This is a genomic window from Paenirhizobium daejeonense (assembly GCF_014280875.1).
In the GTDB taxonomy this organism is placed as follows: domain Bacteria; phylum Pseudomonadota; class Alphaproteobacteria; order Rhizobiales; family Rhizobiaceae; genus Allorhizobium; species Allorhizobium daejeonense.
In genome coordinates, this window is the sequence record NZ_JACLAL010000006.1 from 386,986 (window position 1) to 404,852 (window position 17,867).

15 protein-coding genes and 1 tRNA gene are annotated in these 17,867 nt (G+C 60.2%); 10 read left to right on the top strand and 6 right to left on the bottom strand.

Going from position 1 to position 17,867, the window contains the following annotated elements; genetic code table 11:
- Positions 1 to 2: 2 nt before the first annotated feature.
- Both H4I99_RS16965 and H4I99_RS16970 read right to left on the bottom strand, forming a co-directional pair.
- Positions 3 to 1,928 carry an autotransporter assembly complex protein TamA gene (locus H4I99_RS16965; RefSeq protein ID WP_163901946.1) on the bottom strand — a complete coding sequence of 642 codons (1,926 nt, stop codon included), beginning with the start codon at positions 1,926 to 1,928 and terminating at the stop codon, positions 3 to 5.
- Between the two features lie 154 nt (positions 1,929 to 2,082).
- On the bottom strand, positions 2,083 to 2,346 hold the full coding sequence (locus tag H4I99_RS16970) for a YMGG-like glycine zipper-containing protein (protein ID WP_163901944.1): 264 nt from the start codon (positions 2,344 to 2,346) through the stop codon (positions 2,083 to 2,085).
- Between the two features lie 303 nt (positions 2,347 to 2,649).
- On the opposite strand from H4I99_RS16970, the gene H4I99_RS16975 reads away from it, so the two are divergent.
- From H4I99_RS16975 to H4I99_RS16995, 5 genes are all read left to right on the top strand, one after another.
- Positions 2,650 to 3,138 carry a (2Fe-2S)-binding protein gene (locus H4I99_RS16975; RefSeq protein WP_163901942.1) on the top strand — a complete coding sequence of 163 codons (489 nt, stop codon included), beginning with the start codon at positions 2,650 to 2,652 and terminating at the stop codon, positions 3,136 to 3,138.
- An 84-nt stretch (positions 3,139 to 3,222) separates the two neighbouring features.
- Positions 3,223 to 5,571: a xanthine dehydrogenase family protein molybdopterin-binding subunit gene (locus H4I99_RS16980; RefSeq protein WP_163901940.1), complete on the top strand. Its 2,349-nt coding sequence runs from the start codon at positions 3,223 to 3,225 to the stop codon at positions 5,569 to 5,571.
- A gap of 15 nt (positions 5,572 to 5,586) precedes the next feature.
- On the top strand, positions 5,587 to 6,387 hold the full coding sequence (locus H4I99_RS16985; protein ID WP_163901938.1) for an FAD binding domain-containing protein: 801 nt from the start codon (positions 5,587 to 5,589) through the stop codon (positions 6,385 to 6,387).
- Between the two features lie 222 nt (positions 6,388 to 6,609).
- Complete coding sequence (gene hemA, locus H4I99_RS16990) at positions 6,610 to 7,824, top strand: 5-aminolevulinate synthase (protein ID WP_163901936.1); 1,215 nt, start codon at positions 6,610 to 6,612, stop codon at positions 7,822 to 7,824.
- Between the two features lie 78 nt (positions 7,825 to 7,902).
- Positions 7,903 to 9,030: a serine hydrolase domain-containing protein gene (locus H4I99_RS16995; protein WP_163901934.1), complete on the top strand. Its 1,128-nt coding sequence runs from the start codon at positions 7,903 to 7,905 to the stop codon at positions 9,028 to 9,030.
- Between the two features lie 16 nt (positions 9,031 to 9,046).
- On the opposite strand, the gene dxr is transcribed toward H4I99_RS16995, so the two are convergent.
- Entirely contained in the window at positions 9,047 to 10,240 is a 1,194-nt protein-coding gene (gene dxr / locus H4I99_RS17000; protein ID WP_163901932.1) for a 1-deoxy-D-xylulose-5-phosphate reductoisomerase, read from the bottom strand.
- 125 nt (positions 10,241 to 10,365) lie between these two features.
- Here dxr and H4I99_RS17005 point away from each other — a divergent pair, with 125 nt between their 5' ends.
- The 3 genes from H4I99_RS17005 (at position 10,366) to H4I99_RS17015 (ending at position 13,467) form a co-directional block, all read left to right on the top strand.
- Positions 10,366 to 12,210: a heavy metal translocating P-type ATPase gene (locus H4I99_RS17005; protein WP_163901930.1), complete on the top strand. Its 1,845-nt coding sequence runs from the start codon at positions 10,366 to 10,368 to the stop codon at positions 12,208 to 12,210.
- Between the two features lie 90 nt (positions 12,211 to 12,300).
- A complete protein-coding gene (locus H4I99_RS17010) occupies positions 12,301 to 12,801 on the top strand; it encodes a YciE/YciF ferroxidase family protein (RefSeq protein ID WP_163901928.1) in 501 nt (166 codons plus the stop codon).
- A gap of 501 nt (positions 12,802 to 13,302) precedes the next feature.
- The gene (locus H4I99_RS17015) at positions 13,303 to 13,467 is read left to right on the top strand and encodes a hypothetical protein (protein ID WP_163901926.1); all 165 of its coding nucleotides are present in this window, start codon (positions 13,303 to 13,305) and stop codon (positions 13,465 to 13,467) included.
- 176 nt (positions 13,468 to 13,643) lie between these two features.
- On the opposite strand, the gene H4I99_RS17020 is transcribed toward H4I99_RS17015, so the two are convergent.
- The 3 genes from H4I99_RS17020 to H4I99_RS17030 all read right to left on the bottom strand — a co-directional run bounded on the left by H4I99_RS17020 (position 13,644) and on the right by H4I99_RS17030 (position 15,399).
- A complete protein-coding gene (locus H4I99_RS17020; protein ID WP_163901924.1) occupies positions 13,644 to 13,934 on the bottom strand; it encodes a hypothetical protein in 291 nt (96 codons plus the stop codon).
- A 158-nt stretch (positions 13,935 to 14,092) separates the two neighbouring features.
- Positions 14,093 to 14,169 (bottom strand) — tRNA-Arg (locus tag H4I99_RS17025).
- Positions 14,170 to 14,235: 66 nt separating this feature from the next.
- On the bottom strand, positions 14,236 to 15,399 hold the full coding sequence (locus H4I99_RS17030) for a M20 aminoacylase family protein (protein ID WP_163901922.1): 1,164 nt from the start codon (positions 15,397 to 15,399) through the stop codon (positions 14,236 to 14,238).
- Positions 15,400 to 15,577: 178 nt separating this feature from the next.
- On the opposite strand from H4I99_RS17030, the gene H4I99_RS17035 reads away from it, so the two are divergent.
- Together H4I99_RS17035 and H4I99_RS17040 are read left to right on the top strand one after the other, a co-directional pair.
- Positions 15,578 to 16,675 (top strand): D-alanyl-D-alanine carboxypeptidase family protein, encoded by a 1,098-nt coding sequence (locus H4I99_RS17035; RefSeq protein WP_425314388.1) that lies wholly within the window; start codon positions 15,578 to 15,580, stop codon positions 16,673 to 16,675.
- A gap of 14 nt (positions 16,676 to 16,689) precedes the next feature.
- Positions 16,690 to 17,853, top strand: a complete 1,164-nt coding sequence (locus H4I99_RS17040; protein WP_163901921.1) for a CobW family GTP-binding protein — start codon at positions 16,690 to 16,692, stop codon at positions 17,851 to 17,853.
- Positions 17,854 to 17,867: the final 14 nt, after the last annotated feature.

Sequence of the window (17,867 nt, forward strand, 5' to 3'; positions counted from 1 at the left end):
CATCAGAAACTCTGTCCGATCCCTGCATAAATGCCGTACTGGCTACCCCCGTCATAGCGGTCGAGCGGCATGGCAACGTCAAGTCTCAGCGGTCCGAATGGCGTCATATAGCGCAAGCCTACGCCCGCTCCCATGCGCAGATCAGAGAAATCCGGAAAATTTGCCGTTGAGACGCTGCCGACATCGAGAAACGGCACGATTCCGATCTTTTCCGTGATGTTTATCCGTGCTTCGAACGAACCCAGAGCGTAGGAACGGCCACCGGTGGCGTCGTCATTGTCATTGTAGGGCGAGATTTCCTGATAGGCATAGCCGCGTACCGAGCCGCCGCCGCCGGCATAGAAGCGTCGCGTAGCCGGAATAGCCTTGAGGTCGCCAGCGCCGAGCAGGGTGCCCGCCGAAAGCTTTGCGGCGAGAACCACACGATCCTCCGCGCCGATCCCGTAGTAGCCGGAGACCGAACCTTCGAAGGAGGAGAAGATAGTGCTGCCGGTGATCTCGTAGCTCGGGATCGCGCTGACCGACGCATAGTAACCTTCGGTCGGGTTCAGCTTGTTGTCGCGCGTATCGCGGATGTAGCTTAACGGTACGCCGAAGGTCAGGTACCTGTTGTTGCCGAAGGCATCGTCGATGTCATCATATGTCAGCGAAAGACCGCCGCTGACGGTGTCGTGGTCGCTGATCTCGTAGGCGAGGGCGACCTTGCCGGCGATGGAATTCGCGTCATAGGAATCGGTGGTGAGTGTCGTGCCCTTGATGCTGGCTTCCAGTGTCGCGGAGGGGAAGAACGCGCCGGGCTTCACGAAGGTAATGCCGGCGGAATAATCGAGGTTATCGACGATATTTCCATCGCCGAGGCCGCTGACCGTTCCTTCCAGCCGCAGAGATTCCGCCTGGCCGAAAAGGTTGCGGTGACCCCAGTAGCCCTGCAGGCCGACGCCGTCGAGCGACGACCAATTCGCGCCGAAGCCGAAGTATCGATGTTTGCCTTCCGAGACGACGATGCCGAGCGGCAGCGAGCCGTCGCTCGAGAGTTTGCCGGCTTCCTCGATAGTCACGCTGGAGAATACGCCGAGGGCCCGCAGGCGTTCGCCGGCCTTGCGCAACTGCTCGGGCGAATATTGCTGGCCCGGCTGAAGCCGCGAGTAACGGCGGATGAAGGCCTCATCGACTTTGCGGGAACCCTTGACGGCGATCGGCCCGAGCGGCGCTACGGGGCCGGCTTCGGCCGCAATCACCACGTCGATCGTGTTCGTCTCGTGATCGGCGACCACTTCGCGTTTCGTCAGGTGCACCAGGGGGCGCCCCTCTGCCTTCAGGTCGTCGACGATCTTGCTGCCGGCCTTCAGGATCACCAGCGAACCCGCGGGACCGCCGCGGCGGAGATCGTAAGCGCCGGGGTCGAGCCGTGTGGCGTCGCCCTCCAGCGTGACGTCACCGATGGTGAAGAGAGGGCCGGGGTCGATGCGGACGGAGACGGGTACCGGCTTTGAGCGATCAAAGGCTGGGTTCGGCGGTAGTGAATCGAGATTCTGGCCCGCGATAGTCACAGTCACGACGCCGCCGTAACGGGCATTTTCGTAAAGCGTGGCGATCAGCCGGTCGCGATCATCGCGCGCCTTGATAACCACCCCCAGGTCGCCCGATACCGGCTTGCCTTCGTCGCTGACGAGAAGAGATGTGCGGTCCAGGGAATCTGCAAGGTCCTTGTCCGATCCATCGGTATCGAAGGTTACGGTGTAGCGGACGGGGTCGATGACGGTGACTTCCGTCTCGTCGTCGCCGAAGATGGTGATGCCAAAGATCTTGAAGGCATAGGCGTCGTCAGCAAAAATCACCGAAAAGCAAAGGCTTGCAGCAAGCGTGAAAGCAGTGCCGGTCGTCCGAAACGCAATACGTCCAATCGGTGGTCTCAATTTACTCGGCATGCACTACTTTGCTCAACGACGGGATCGGCCGTACGGACAATTCCGCCCAACCTTATCCAGTTTAGACGTAAACAACTGGATAAGACACTTTTTTTAGAGAAAAGCGAATCAAAGAGAGGGGCCGGGTGTACCCGAACCCTCCCGAAATCGGGTCTCAGTAGCCGCGCGGGCACGAGTCGATGTAGCGACGGCCATAGCGGTCGCGGTAGTAGCACTGGCCGGGCTGGTCTGAGACATTGCCGATAATGGCGCCGGATACGCCACCGATCGCAGCACCTATGGCCGCGCCACGGACGTTGCCCGTTACCGCTCCGCCGATGATTGCGCCCGAAGCCGCGCCGATGGTAGCGCCCTTTTCGGTCTGCGTGCAGCCTGCGACCGTCAGGCCGAGCAGTACGAGCACAAGAGCTTTTTTCATGCGTTTCTTCTCCACTGGTTATTCTTCCGGCAACGCCGGGCCGGCATCGGCCGTGCCTGCCCCGCAGGCATTGTCACGACGACCGTCTTCGCAGAATAGCCGGCAAATCGAGAAAGTCCATGGAGATCAAAGTCGATGACGGGTCTCCAGTATGGACTGCGCTTCATGCGACAAGAATGGAAGCGATCTTTTGCTGCGGCGCGAAATATAAATTTCCGAAATGCATAAAAGTACAGGTTGAAGATGATGTGAAAAAGTCAAATGATGCTCTTCGTGTCTGGGAGAGACACGAGGAGGAACAATATGGCAAAAGTAACGCTGACGGTGAACGGCCGTTCGGTGAGCGGCGAGTGTGAGGATCGGATGCTGCTCGTCCATTTCATTCGTGAAAAACTCGGCCTGACCGGCACGCATGTCGGCTGTGACACCACCCAGTGCGGCGCCTGCGTGGTGCATATGGATGGGAAGTCGGTGAAGAGCTGTTCGATCCTTGCCGTCCAGGCATCCGGTTCGAGTATCACCACCATCGAGGGGCTGGCGGGCGGCGGAGACTTGCACCCCGTGCAGGCAGCCTTCAAGGAGCACCACGGTTTGCAATGCGGCTTCTGCACGCCGGGCATGGTGATGACCGCTGTCGACATGATCAATCGCCATGGCGGGCATCTCGATGAAGCGACAGTTCGTCATGAGCTTGAAGGCAATATCTGTCGTTGCACCGGCTACCACAACATCGTCAAGGCGGTGCTGGCAGCCAATGTGGAAATGCATGGCAAGCGACAGGCTGCCGAGTAATCGTTCCATCCTCCGGCCGGACGTTGCGGTTGAGGAGCCGCAGCGAAGGGATTGCCGGGCCGGAAACGCCATCGGGAGGAAATCATGGGTGTCGAAGGAATTGGTGCGCGCGTGGCGCGCAAGGAAGACAAGCGCTTCCTGACCGGCAAGGGCCGGTATACGGACGACATGGTCGTGCCGGGAATGAAATATGCCTATTTCGTGCGTTCGCCTTATGCCCATGCCAGGGTCAGAAACGTGGATGCGTCCGCCGCCAAGTCCATGCCTGGCGTGATCGATGTACTCGACGGCAAGCAGCTGCTTGCCGATGGCATCGGCAACCTGATCTGTGGCTGGATGATCCATTCTAAGGACGGGTCACCGATGAAGATGGGCGCGTGGCGGCCGCTGGCGCATGACACGGTCCGTTATGTCGGCGACGCCGTCGCCGTCGTTGTGGCTGACAGCGCCGCCGAGGCCAATGATGCGGCGGAAGCGGTGATTGTCGAATATGAGGAGCTGCCGGTCGTGACTGAGGCCGCCGAGGCCCTCAAATCCGCTGCGCCGCAACTGCATCCTGAAGCGCCCGGCAACCTGATCTTCGACTGGGAGATCGGCGACAGCGCCGCAACCGACCGGGCCATCGCCTCCGCTGCACATGTGACCGAGATCGAGATCCACAACAACCGCCTCTCGCCCAATCCGATGGAGCCGCGCGCGGCGCTTGGCATCTATGACGCTGCCGAGGATCATTACACCTGTTACACCACGAGCCAGAACCCGCATGTGGCACGCCTTGTGATGAGCGCCTTCTACAATGTCGCGCCGGAAAACAAGCTGCGCGTCATCGCTCCCGACGTCGGGGGCGGCTTCGGTTCGAAGATCTACATCTATCCGGAAGAAATCGTCTGTCTCTGGGCGTCGAAGAAGACCGGCGTGCCAGTCAAATGGACCTCCGACCGCACGGAGGCCTTCCTGACGGATGCCCATGGGCGTGATCATGTCTCCAAGGTGAAGATGGCCTTCGATAGCGACAACCGGATCATTGGTCTCAAGGTGGATACCATTGCCAATCTCGGTGCTTACATGTCGCTCTTCTCGTCGGCGGTGCCGACCTATCTCTATGCGACGTTGCTTTCGGGCCAGTACGCCATTCCGGCGATCCATGCCAATGTCCGAACGGTCTATACCAATACGGTGCCAGTTGACGCTTATCGTGGAGCGGGTCGACCGGAGGCCACCTACCTTTTGGAACGGACGATGGAAACGGCGGCGCGTGAGCTTGGGGTTTCCCCTGCCGAACTGCGGCGGCTGAACTTCGTCCGTACTTTCCCGCACCAGACGCCTGTTATCATGAACTATGACGCCGGTGACTATGAGGCCTCGCTGGAAGCGGCGATGGCTGCCGCCGACTGGACGGGCTTTCCGGCACGGCGGGCGGAGGCCGCAGCCCGTGGCAAGAAACGCGGTATCGGCATGAGCTGTTACATTGAGGCCTGCGGTATCGCACCCTCGCAGGCGGTGGGTTCGCTCGGGGCCGGGGTCGGCCTTTGGGAATCGGCCGAAGTGAGGGTCAATGCTGTCGGCACCGTCGAAGTGCTGACCGGCTCGCACAGTCACGGCCAGGGACATGAGACGACCTTTGCCCAGCTGGTCTGTGACCGGCTCGGTGTGCCGATTGAAAACGTTTCCATCGTTCACGGCGACACCGACAAGGTGCAGATGGGCATGGGAACTTATGGCTCCCGCTCAGGTGCGGTTGGCATGTCGGCTATCGTCAAGGCGCTCGACAAGGTCGAAGCCAAGGCGAAGAAGATTGCCGCGCATCTGATGGAAGCCGACGAACGCGACATCGTCATCGAAAACGGCGAGCTTAAGGTTGCCGGCACCGACAAGACACTGCCGTGGTTCCAGATGGCGCTCGCCGCCTATACTGCACACAACCTGCCGGCTGGTATGGAGCCGGGGTTGAAGGAGGGCGCGTTCTACGATCCGTCCAACTTCACCTTCCCGGCTGGATGCTACATCTGCGAAGTCGAGATCGATCCGGAAACGGGCAAGACGACGATCATCAAGTTCGTGGCGGCCGACGATTTCGGCAACATCATCAATCCGATGATCGTCGAGGGGCAGGTGCATGGGGGAATTGCCCAGGGTGTCGGGCAGGCGCTCCTGGAAGGCGTTCACTACGATCCGTCAAATGGGCAGCTTCTGACGGCAAGCTACATGGACTATGCCATGCCCCGTGCAGACGACCTGCCGTCATTCGAGGTATCACACCAGAATACCCCCTGTCCGGGCAATCCGCTCGGAATCAAGGGTTGCGGCGAAGCCGGCGCCATCGGTTCTCCGCCGGCACTCATCAATGCCATCACGGACGCTATCGGAAATAACAGGCTCAACATGCCGGCCACGCCGAATGCGGTATGGTCGGCGTTACAGGCCGCGGAATAAGAGGGAGGATGTGTCATGCAGCTTTATCCAACCAGCTATCATCGTGCCTCTTCGCTGGAGGAGGCCGGCCGGCTTCTTTCCGGGGCCGATGACGGCAAGTATATCGCCGGTGGCCAGACCCTGATCGCGACGCTGAAGCAGCGGCTCGCTCAGCCGTCGGATCTGATCGACCTTAGGCATATCGCGGCCCTGAAGGGGATTGCGGTCGAAGGCCGGACGGTGACGATTGGCGCGGGGGTTACACATGCCGAAGTGGCGGAATCGGGCCTCATTCGCTCAGTCTGTCCGGCGGTCTGCTATCTCGCTTCGCTGATCGGCGATCCCCATGTGCGTCATCTCGGGACGATCGGCGGATCGATCGCCAATGACGATCCGGCGGCGGATTATCCGGCGGCGATGCTCGGGCTCGGCGCAACCATCTTGACCGATCGTCGCGAGATCGGTGCGGACGAATTCTTCGTCGGCCTTTTCGAGACGGCGCTCGATGAAGGCGAGATCATCCGGGCGGTCCGCTTCACCGCGCCCGACAGGGCGGGCTACGCCAAGTTCGCCAATCCGGCGTCGCGCTTCGCCATGACCGGGGTTTTCGTATCCAAGGGGACAGCGGGTGTACGGGTGGCGGTGACTGGTGCCGGTTCGGACGGCGTATTCCGTCATGGAGGGCTCGAAGAGGCTCTTTCGCGAGACTGGTCGCCCGCGACTGTTGCCAGTGTGACCGTCGATTCGTCTGACCTGATGGCTGATCTTCATGCGACGGCGGATTATCGCGCCAATCTCGTAAAGGTGATGACGAAGCGGGCTGTTGCTGCATCGTGATCCGTCTGCAGCCACGATATCGGAAAGGGCGGTTCCGGCTGCCCTTTTTCTTCCAGCTTGATACAGATCAAGTTTGAAATAGATGAGATCGATTAGCTCTTCTTTGAGAAGGTTCCTCAGACAGCGCCTTTTGTCGCAGTTTAGAATGAATTTACAATCCCGGGGTTGACCGCTGGCGCACAGGATCCCAAAAGAGAAGCAGCAGGCTGGAGTTTTTTGACGATGGATTTCGAAGCGTTTTTCAAGAGCGAGCTGGAAGGTCTTCACGAAGAAGGCCGTTACCGGGTTTTTGCGGATCTTGAACGGCAGCAGGGTAATTTCCCCCGTGCCACGCGCTACACCAAGGACGGCCAGCACGACGTTACCGTCTGGTGCTCCAATGACTATCTGGGCATGGGCCAGAACGCGTCCGTGATCGAGGCGATGAAGTCGACGATCGATCACTGTGGCGCGGGTGCGGGAGGCACCCGGAATATCTCTGGCACGAACCACTACCATGTTCTTCTCGAGCGCGAACTTGCCGATCTGCACGGCAAGGAATCGGCGCTGATCTTCACCTCTGGCTATATCTCCAACTGGGCGACGCTCGGCACGCTCGGCCAGAAGATCCCCGGTCTCATCATCTTCTCCGATGCGCTGAACCACGCCTCGATGATCGAGGGCATCCGCTATGCCAAGTGCGAGCGGGTTATCTGGAAGCACAACGACCTCAAGGACCTCGAAGCCAAGCTGGCGGCAGCCGATCCCAAGGCGCCGAAGCTGATCGCCTTCGAATCGGTCTATTCGATGGATGGCGATATCTCTCCGATCAAGGAAATCTGCGATCTCGCCGACAAGTATGGCGCGATGACCTATCTCGATGAGGTGCATGCCGTCGGCATGTACGGTCCGCGTGGCGGCGGTGTTGCGGAACGTGAGGGCCTGATGGATCGTCTGACCATCATCGAAGGCACGCTCGGCAAGGCCTTCGGCGTCATGGGTGGCTACATCACGGCGTCCACCGCGCTTTGCGACTTCATCCGTTCCTTCGCATCCGGCTTCATCTTCACGACGGCCCTGCCGCCGGCGTTGGCTGCCGGCGCTGTTGCCTCGATCCGTCACCTGAAGACGAGCCAGATCGAGCGCTTCGCCCATCAGGAGCGTGTCCGTCGCCTGCGTTCCATGCTTGATGCCCGTGGCATTCCGCACATGCCGAACCCGAGCCACATCGTTCCGGTGATGGTCGGCGACGCTTCCAAGTGCAAGTGGATCTCGGACATCCTGCTCGACAATTTCAACATCTACGTTCAGCCGATCAACTATCCGACCGTGCCGAAGAAGACGGAACGTCTGCGCATTACGCCGACGCCGCTGCACTCGGATGCCGATATCGACCATCTGGTGGGCGCATTGCACCAACTGTGGTCGCGTTGTGCGCTTGCCCGCGCTGTGGCTTGATCGCCGGCACAAACGCTGTCATTCCGATGCGGACCATGGAAACATGGTCCGCATTTTTCGTTTCGGGGGTTTTCAAGGATGACTGTTGCAGACCGCGTCAACCGGATGATCGATCAGGCCGTCGAGCAGGAGCGCATTACCGGCGCCGTCGTGCTGGTCTATCGCAACGGCGAGCCGCTGCTGCGGCGTGCCGCCGGGTTCTCCGACCGGGAAGCCGGTATCCCCATGCGGATCGACAGCATCTTCCGTTATTCCTCCATCACCAAGCCCATCGTGGCAGCCACGGCGCTGGCGATGATCGATGCGGGCCTATTCGGGCTCGATGACCGGATTTCGCAGTATCTCCCCTGGTTTCGGCCTAAGACCGCCGACGGGATCGAGGCGCCGATCACCATCCGGCACCTACTCACCCACACCTCCGGTCTAGTCTATGATCAGGGGCTGGAGCTTCTTCCCGATGACAGGGCGATCACGCTCGGAATTGCCGACACGGATCTCGGGCTGGAGGAGAACTTCGCGCGTCACAACGATATTCCGCTCGCCTTTGCGCCGGGCGAGCGTTGGGCCTATTCCTTTGCCACCGATATTCTCGGCGGTGTTGTGGCCGCCGTGCATGGCGGTACCCTGGAAGCGGCCGTCGTTCACTACGTCGCGGGTCCTCTAGGGATGCAGGATGCGCGTTTTCATGTCACAGACCCCGAACGCCTGACGGTGGCCTATGCAGATGGGGCGGCGCGGCCGGTACGGATGCCGGATCCGTGGGTTGCCGGGGAAGATGCCGGCTGGAGGGCCGTCTTTTCTCCTTCGCGGATCTTCAATCCGAAGGCGTTCCAGTCCGGTGGTGCCGGGATGGCGGGCACGGCGGATGACCTGCTTAAGCTGCTGGAAACGCTTCGCACCGGCGGTGCGCCGATCCTTAGATCCGAGACCGTCGAGGCGGGCCTCTCCAACCAGATCGGGGATATCGAGGGAGAGCCGGGTTCGCGGTTCGGTTTCTTCGGGGCGTTGATCACGGATTCGCGCGAGGCCGGAACCGCGCTGCCGCCCGGCGCGGTGCAGTGGGGCGGCGTCTACGGCAATAGCTGGTTCATGGATCCGGCCGAGGAACTGACCGTCGTCAGCATGACGAATACGGCGCTTGAAGGGTGCATGGGGTTCTATCCCGAGATGCTGCGCCGCGCCGTCTACGGGCACCGCTGCGGGTGATTTGACGGTCTGAGGCTCAGGCCGCCTGTTCCCGGATGGCGATGACCTGGACGGCGGTTCGCCTCGCCTCAGAGTCCGCAGCGAAGACTTCCGCAATGGTCCTTGCCGGGGGCAATGAGATGAGCCTTTCCATCACCTCCTCGACGATCTCAGCCATGCCGAGAAAGCCGATCCGGCTTGCGACGAAGGCGTTGAAGGCGGTTTCTTCCGCGGCATTCATGACGGCGGCCTGAACGCCGCCGCGCTCCAGCGCGGTACGCGCAAGCCGCAACGCCGGAAAGCGTTTCTCATCAGGCGCTTCGAAATCGAGCCGCGCCAGCTTTGCGAAGTCGAGCCGTTCCACGTCCAGCTTCGGGCGCTTCGGATAGGTCAGCGCATAGCCGATGGCGGTGCGCATATCCGGCGCGCCGAGTTGGGCGATGACGGAGCCATCGCTATAGCCGACCATCGAATGGACGATCGACTGCGGGTGAACGATCACCTCGACCTGATCGGGACGAAGGCCGAAGAGATGCTTGGCCTCGACCATTTCCAGCGCCTTGTTGAACATCGAGGCGCTGCCGACCGAGATTTTCAGGCCCATCGACCAGTTCGGATGGGTTCTGGCCGTCTCCACGGTGACGTTTGCCATCTGCTCACGGCTATGGGTGCGGAAAGGCCCACCCGAGGCGGTCAGCACGATCCGCTCCAGCGCGTGACGCTGGTCGTTGTCGAGACACTGGAAGATCGCGCTGTGCTCGCTGTCGACCGGGATCAGCCGGCCGCCACCGGCCCGGACGGCCTCGACGAAGAGTTCGCCTGCGGAGACGAGGCATTCCTTGTTGGCGAGTGCGATGTCGGCGCCACGGCTTGCAGCCTTCAGTGTCGGGGCGAGACCTGCCGTGCCGACAATCGCCGCCATGACCCATTCGGCTTCCAGGCTTGCGGCTTCATCGAGCCCGGAGACCCCCGCTGCTACGTCGACGCCGCTGCCGGAAAGCGCATCCTTCAGCGTCATGTACTGGCTTTCGTCCGCCGTGACCGCGAGTTTCGCACCGGTCTCACGCGCCTGCTGTGCCAGAAGCTCGATGTTGCCGTTGCCGGTGAGTGCCATCACCTCAAAGGCATCCCTGCCGCCGAGCTGACGCACGACATCAAGCGTGTTGACGCCGATCGAACCGGTTGAACCGAGGATTGTGAGGTGCCGCGGCCTTCCGCTATCCGTCGTCATCTGCATTTGTCCGGATGATTGCTTCATTTGCCGATCCGTCTACAAGGGAAAGGGGCAAGCGGCAAGTATTGCTTACAATGCTGAAGCAGTTGGACTGTCGCTTGTGGAGGCCGGAGCGGAGAACGATGAGATCCATTTCGACAGTCGTGCGTGACTATAGTGCGGCGGTTCTCGCGATTCTGGCGCTTGTTGCGCTTGGCGGCGGGGGGCTTTTCCTTTTCTTCGATCGTCCCGATCTTGCATCGCTTGCCTGGTATGCGGGAACGGGAATTGTTCTTGCAGCACTTGCCGTGGAAATCCTGCGCTCGCTGAGCAAAGGGCATTTCGGCGTGGACGTGATTGCCGGGCTTTCGATGTCCGCGGCGCTTGCCTTCAGCGAGCCTCTGGCTGGCGCCATCGTGGCGCTGATGTATGCCGGTGGACAGCAGCTCGAAAATTTTGCCGAAGGGCGCGCGCGGCGCGAAATGACGGCACTTCTCGGCCGCGTGGCACATACCTCCATGCGTTATGTCGACGGGCGGCTTGAGGAGGTTCCGATCGAGAACCTTTGTCCCGGCGATCGTATTCTGGTGCGTCGCGGCGAGGTCGTGCCCGTCGATGGAGTGCTTTTGTCCGAGCGGGCGGATGTCGACATGTCGGCGCTGACAGGTGAAGCACTTCCAGTCCGGCTTTCACGACGGGAAGAAGTGGCAAGCGGCGGTACTGTGGTCGGTAGCGCCTTCGATATCGAGGTTCTGCGGCGCTCCGACGAGAGCACCTATGCCGGTATCGTTCGATTGGTGGAGGGTGCCCAGCAGAGCCGAGCACCGATGATGCGGCTTGCCGATCGCTATGCCGTCTGGTTCCTGCTGCTGACGCTTGCGATTGCGGGTGGTGCATGGTGGGCAAGCGACGACGGCACCAGGGCTCTTGCGGTTCTGGTTGTCGCGACGCCCTGTCCGCTCATTCTCGCCGTGCCGGTTGCAATCATTTCGGGTCTGTCGCGCGCGGCTTCCCGTGGCGTGCTGGTCAAGAGCGGTGGCGCGCTCGAATCCCTTGCAAGGATCCGGACTGCCGTTCTCGACAAAACCGGTACCCTGACCAGCGGACAGGCGGGGGTGGTTTCGATCCGCTCCACCGGCGTCATGCCGGAAGGCGAGGTGTTGAGGCTCGCGGCATCGCTCGATCAAGCTTCCAACCACGTGAGTGCCGAAGCGCTTGTGCGCGAGGCAAAGGTACGCGGCATGACGCTTTCCACACCTGCTGATATCGTGGAGACACCGGGTTCCGGCCTCGAGGGGCGGCTCGATGGGCATTCGGTAGTGGTCGGCGGAAGCGACTTCGTGCATGGGAGATGTGAAGTCGGTGATCCCTACATGCTGGGGCGAGATCTGCCGCCCGGAACCGCCGTTGTCGCGCTGGGTGTCGATGGCAAGTTGGCAGGCATAATTCTTCTTTCTGACCGTATTCGCGAGGATGCAGGTTCGGCGATCAGGGCCTTTAGAGAACAGGGTGTCCGGCGTTTCGTGCTCGCCTCCGGTGACCGTACCGATGTGGTGGAAGTCGCTGGAACGCTGCTGGGGGTGGACGACATCCGCGGCGATCTACTGCCGGGCGAGAAGGTCGAGATCGTGCTCGCCGAGCGGAAGAATGGGCCGGTTATGATGATCGGAGACGGTGTCAACGACGCGCCGGCACTGGCTGCGGCGGATGTGGGCGTGGCCATGGGGGCCCGAGGCGCTGCGGCATCCTCCGAAACCGCTGACGTAGTACTGTTGGTCGACATGCTTGATCGCCTCCCGCAGGCATTGGCGATCGCCCGCAGAACACGAAAGATCGCGCGGCAAAGCGTTCTCGCCGGTCTCGCCCTGTCGCTGATCGCGATGGTGGTCGCCGCTTTCGGTTATCTGCCGCCTGTTCAGGGTGCGCTGTTGCAGGAACTTATCGACGTTGCGGTAATCCTGAATGCCCTGCGTGCATTGCGTGATTGATATTTGAACGTTTTCTCGTTTCTCCGGAACAAAGGCGTTTCTGTGTGGTTGTGAACCTGTGGTTTTCAACGCGATGAGGAGATAGCCGCGATGACACAGAAGACACTGGACGACCTCTTTCACGATACCCTGAAGGACATTTACTACGCTGAGCGGAAGATCCTGAAGACATTGCCCAAAATGGCTCGGGGAGCTCAGGATCCGAAATTGAAGGCTGCTTTTGAGAAGCATAAGGATGAGACCGAAGGCCAGGTCGAACGTCTGCAGCAGATCTTCGAAATGATTGGCAAGCGGCCTCGCGCCAAGACCTGCCCTGCAATCGATGGTATCATTGATGAGGGTGAGGAAATCCTCGAGGAATTCAAGGGCACGCCAGCCCTCGACGCAGGGCTGTTGGCTGCTGCTCAGGCTGTCGAGCATTACGAAATCAGTCGCTACGGCACATTGCGTGCCTGGGCGCAGCAGCTTGGCCATCGCGATGCGGTCACCTTGTTGAATGCTACGCTGGAGGAAGAGAGCGACACGGACGATGCGCTGACCAAGCTTGCGGAAACGGCGGTCAACGCCGCTGCAAGCAAGAAGGCCGCCTGAGCATCTTTCATGCTTGGCGAGGTCCGCTCAACATCGGGCCTCGCCATCGATAGCCAGCAATCCCGCATATTTTTATAGCCGACGTTCTTCTGGATGGCGCGGGCGATAGGTGGACGGGGAGTTGCCGCTCCGGGTGTTTCTCATACCCCCGCGCAGCTCATTAGGCGCTGACGATACAGCTTTTCACCTTCCCCTTGAACTCCGCATTCCGGGAACACTCTCCCTCGCATGGCGGTCACGATCAGCATTTCCTCTGCGCCGATAAAACGTCCTGGGCCGTTCTCTCTCTGGGCCGTTTCAAGCACGCCGGCGTGACTTGAAAGCGTCGTCCTTGTGGATGAGACACGGGGCTGCCCCTGGGGCGGTTGGTGACCGATAAGATGCTTGTTGTGCAGGCTCGATAGGAAATCGTAGAATTAGATTGCATTTTAGCGATCGACTTAAGCGGACTCAAAAGCTTCTGCGTCATTCTGTTTGTGACTGATCCAGGAGCAACCGACCATGACCACGAGGATGAAATCCCTCATTTTCGCGACCAACATCTCACTCGCCATGTGGGCGTGTCTGATCGGTATCGGTGTGTGGGCCTTTCAGGACAATACCCCGCATCTCGACGGCCAGTTGACCGCCAGCATCGGCAGTTCCGAAGGCACCAAGTGCTATTGAGTTTTGTTCAGGTTAACCTGCGGTTCTTCTGGAAGGTCCGCGATATTTCGATTTAGTTTGTTGCACTTGGGGCCATTGTTATATGCAGGTCCTCGTCGCAGTGCGGCTGCGCAGCTTTGCGTGACATGCCTTGATTTCTACTGGGACGGTAATACCGCTGTGTTCACAGGCGAAATTCAGGCCCTCACCAGATCCGGATCTACTTCCTTTAAAAGTTGACGCATCGCGTCCTGCCGGCAGCAGTCATGCTTTCCCATGTAATACTCGATGATGGATTCCATCATCTCGTCGTCTGTCAGGCAGAAGGTCTGACGGAAGGTCGTCTCGATGGTCTGAGACCTGGAAGATACGCGGCGCAATACTGTAAACAGCATAACGAAGGCGAAGATGGCGAGAAGCCAAAGAGGCCATCCCATCTTCTGCAGAGCCCGGATCTCAAATCCAAAGATACTGATTTCGTTCTGCATTGCGGTCCCCACGGCAATGATGACGGAAGATTATCGCCGGATGTCCCATTCGAGATCAAGACTTGAAACGTCTTGGGGCCAGAGCAATCTTGAGTAGTGGTAAATATTCCGCTCTCGGAGCATAGCCAACAGGGCATAGTGAGCGCTCAAAGGGCCGATGGTGATCCCGGCGCGATTCGAACGCGCGACCCCCAGATTAGGAATCTGGTGCTCTATCCTGCTGAGCTACGGGACCACTTGACGCATCCATACAAAAGGCCGGGCGGGAAGCCAAGCCCTTTTCCTGAGGTGATGTTCGGCTTCAGTCGGTCAGGCGCTGCTCTGCGAGCCTGACCCAATAGGAAATGCCGTAGGCCAGCACCTCGTCGTTGAAGTCGTAGGCCGGGTGGTGAAGGCCGGGTGTGTCGCCGTGGCCGATCATGATGTAGGCGCCGGGTCTGGACTGCAGCATGAATGCGAAGTCCTCGCCGGCCATCGAGGGGTCGACCTCGGCATTGACCTTGTCCTTGCCGGCGACATCCATGGCGGCGCGTGTGGCATGTTCGGTCTCCTTCGGATGGTTCACAGTGACCGGGCAGGCGCGTTCGTACACGACTTCCGCCATCGCCCCGTTGGCGGCGGCGAGGCCTTGGGCAATTTCATGTATGCGCTTTTCGGCGAGGTCGCGGACGGTCTCATCAAGCGAACGGACCGTGCCGGTCAGCGAAGCCTCTTCCGGAATGATGTTGTGGGTGGTGCCAGCGTTGAAGCGGGTGACGGAAACCACGACGGAACGTATCGGATTTGTGTTGCGCGCGGTGATCAGCTGCAGGTTGGTGACGATCTGGGCTCCGATGGCGATCGGGTCCACCGTGTTGTGCGGTTCGGCCGCGTGGCCGCCGCGGCCCTTGATGGTGATGAAGAACTTGTCCGGGGCGGCCATGATGCCGCCCTTGCGGATTGAGAAGGTGCCGACCGGCTGGCCCGGCATGTTGTGCATGCCATACACTTCCTCGATGCCGAAACGTTCCATCAGCCCATCCTGGATCATGGCGAGCGCACCTGCGCCGCCTTCTTCCGCCGGCTGGAAGATGACGATGATTCGACCGTTGAAATTGCGGGTTTCGGCGAGATATTTTGCCGCACCCAGGAGCATGGCCGTGTGGCCGTCATGGCCGCAGGCGTGCATTCTGCCCGCAATCTTCGATGCCCAGGGCTTACCGCTGATCTCCTCGATTGGCAAGGCATCCATGTCGGCGCGCAAGCCAATGGAGCGGCCGCTTTCGCCGCGTCCCTTGATCACGCCCACGACGCCCGTTCTGCCGATACCGGTTATGATTTCGTCGACACCGAATTCCCTGAGTTTCTCCGTGACGAAGGCCGCGGTGTTCTCGACATCGTAGAGAATTTCCGGATTGGCATGAAGATGGCGACGCCATTCGCTGACCTCCGCCTGTAGTTCGGCAGCGCGGTTCAATATCGGCATGTTGCTTTCCTGCTCGACGAATTCAAGGTATTGCTTGGACTGGCGCGGGAATGCGCGCCTCAAGATTGACGTATTCAATGGGCTTTGCCATTGCTTGAAGTCATAGGGCAAATCATTGCCGTTTGCGAGACTCATCCGCATCCGAAGAGGACTGATCGTGTCGACGAGGTATTCCACCGTGCAGAAAACCAAGTTCAACGGCCGTAAGCTGGCGGTCTTTTTCTGTGCACTGGCCGTGGCGTTTCCGACGCTCTCCCATGCCAATCCGAAGATGGTGGTCGATGTTGCCACCGGCAGGGTGATCGAGCATGAGGATGCGTTCCGCAAATGGTATCCCGCTTCGCTCACCAAGATGATGACCGCCTATTCGACCTTCAAGGCTATTCGCGCCGGCGAGGTTTCTCTCGAGAGCATCGTTACGATGAGCAAGGTTGCCGCGGATCAGCCGGCGAGCAAGATGTATTACAAGCCGGGAGCTCAACTGACGCTCGACAGCGCGCTGAAGATCATGTTGGTCAAGTCGGCCAATGACATTGCCGTTGCCATCGGCGAGCGGGTCGGCGGGTCCCTCGACGGTTTTGTCGCGCGCATGAACGCAGATGCGAGAAGCCTCGGCATGACATCCTCGCATTTCATCAACCCCAATGGGCTGCCGGGCAAGGGCCAGTATACGACGGCGCGTGATCTTGCTATCCTCGCCGTTGCATTGCGGCGGCAGTTCCCGGAATACGCCGGTTATTTCTCGCTAGAGGGTATCAATACCGGCAAGAAGGAATACCCGAATTACAATCTGCTGATCGGTCGCTTCGACGGCGCGGATGGCATGAAGACGGGCTATATCTGCGCTTCCGGTTTCAATCAGGTTTCCTCGGCCACCCGTAACGGCCGGACGGTCGTTTCGGTCGTTCTCGGCGCCGACAGTCTCGGCGGGCGCGCCGACGTCTCCGCCGAACTGCTGCAGAAGGCGCTGACCACATCGGGCGCTTCCGGTCCGCGCCTCGATACGTTGCAGCCATATGGCGATGCGGCGGGCGAGGTGACCGACATCAGCGCCGAAGTCTGCAATCCGAAAGCGCGAGAGGTACGTAGCGAGGGGCGCGACGAGGCGGGCCGTATGAAGCTGCGTTCGCCCTATATCCATGAAATGGGACGGCCGCCGCGTACGGTTTTCGCCGGCCTTATCCCCGGCAGCGAAACGCCGGCCAAGAAGCCGGGCGGGGCGGACGTCGCAGAGATTGCCAACGTGCCGATCCCTAAGCCGCGGCCGACCTTCTGATTTCGAGAGATACCATGTCCTCTGCAAAAGGCCGGATTCCGGTCTCGATCATCACCGGCTTCCTTGGCGCCGGAAAGTCGACGCTCCTCAACCGGATCCTGAAGGATCCTGTAATGAAGGACGCTGCCGTCATCATCAACGAGTTCGGCGAGGTCGGGATCGATCATATGCTGGTCGAGGCCTCGAACGACGCGGTCATCGAACTTGCGGACGGATGCCTTTGCTGCACGGTGCGCGGCGAACTGGTCGAGACGCTTGCAATGCTGATCGACGGCATGCAGACCGGAAAACTGAAGCCGATTTCACGGGTCGTGATCGAGACCACTGGTCTTGCTGATCCGGCACCGGTCATGCAATCGGTCATGGGACATCCGGCGATCAGCCAGCATTTCGATCTCGATGGCGTCATAACCGTGGTCGATGCGGTCAACGGCTTGAAAACGCTTGAAGGGTTTTCAGAAGCCCTGCGGCAAGTGGCGGTAGCGGACCGGCTGATCCTGACGAAAAAGACGCTTGCGGACGATGCCGCCATCAACGCGCTTAGTGACCGGCTGAAGGAACTAAATCCTCGCGCCGCGATGACAGATGGCGACAGTGAAGAAGCAGGTAGAGCGGCAGTTCTCGTTAACGGGCTCTATGATCCGGCGACGAAGATCGCCGATGTCGATCGCTGGCTTAAGGACGAGATCGCGGCGGAACATGACCTCGATCATCACACCGACGAACACCACGGTCACGATCATGACCACGGGCATAACCACCATGATGGTCACCATCACCGCCACGATGTGAACAGGCACGGTGATGACATCCGTTCCTATTCGATCATCCATGACCAGCCGATTGATCCGATGGCGCTGGAGATGTTTCTCGACATTCTCCGTTCGACCCATGGAGAAAAGTTGCTGCGCATGAAGGCGGTGGTGGCGCTGACCGACCGGCCGGACCGGCCGGTGGTGCTGCACGGAGTGCAGTCGATTTTCCCTCAGCCGGTCCGCCTGCCGGCCTGGCCCGATCCGTCCGACCGGCGCACCCGTCTTGTGCTGATCACCAAGGATCTTCCGGAAACCTACGTGCGGGAATTGTTCGACGCGTTTACCGGACGCCCCGCGATCGACCGGCCGGACAGGGCTGCATTGGAAGACAATCCGCTGGCCATTCCGGGCCTGAAGATCTGACGGCCGCGGCGGCG

Coding starts and splice junctions, on each gene's coding strand:
- H4I99_RS16965 (WP_163901946.1), bottom strand. CDS start 1,928: ATGCCGAGTAAATTGAGACCACCGATTGGACGTATTGCGTTTCGGACG.
- H4I99_RS16970 (WP_163901944.1), bottom strand. CDS start 2,346: ATGAAAAAAGCTCTTGTGCTCGTACTGCTCGGCCTGACGGTCGCAGGC.
- H4I99_RS16975 (WP_163901942.1), top strand. CDS start 2,650: ATGGCAAAAGTAACGCTGACGGTGAACGGCCGTTCGGTGAGCGGCGAG.
- H4I99_RS16980 (WP_163901940.1), top strand. CDS start 3,223: ATGGGTGTCGAAGGAATTGGTGCGCGCGTGGCGCGCAAGGAAGACAAG.
- H4I99_RS16985 (WP_163901938.1), top strand. CDS start 5,587: ATGCAGCTTTATCCAACCAGCTATCATCGTGCCTCTTCGCTGGAGGAG.
- hemA (WP_163901936.1), top strand. CDS start 6,610: ATGGATTTCGAAGCGTTTTTCAAGAGCGAGCTGGAAGGTCTTCACGAA.
- H4I99_RS16995 (WP_163901934.1), top strand. CDS start 7,903: ATGACTGTTGCAGACCGCGTCAACCGGATGATCGATCAGGCCGTCGAG.
- dxr (WP_163901932.1), bottom strand. CDS start 10,240: ATGACGACGGATAGCGGAAGGCCGCGGCACCTCACAATCCTCGGTTCA.
- H4I99_RS17005 (WP_163901930.1), top strand. CDS start 10,366: ATGAGATCCATTTCGACAGTCGTGCGTGACTATAGTGCGGCGGTTCTC.
- H4I99_RS17010 (WP_163901928.1), top strand. CDS start 12,301: ATGACACAGAAGACACTGGACGACCTCTTTCACGATACCCTGAAGGAC.
- H4I99_RS17015 (WP_163901926.1), top strand. CDS start 13,303: ATGACCACGAGGATGAAATCCCTCATTTTCGCGACCAACATCTCACTC.
- H4I99_RS17020 (WP_163901924.1), bottom strand. CDS start 13,934: ATGCAGAACGAAATCAGTATCTTTGGATTTGAGATCCGGGCTCTGCAG.
- H4I99_RS17030 (WP_163901922.1), bottom strand. CDS start 15,399: ATGCCGATATTGAACCGCGCTGCCGAACTACAGGCGGAGGTCAGCGAA.
- H4I99_RS17040 (WP_163901921.1), top strand. CDS start 16,690: ATGTCCTCTGCAAAAGGCCGGATTCCGGTCTCGATCATCACCGGCTTC.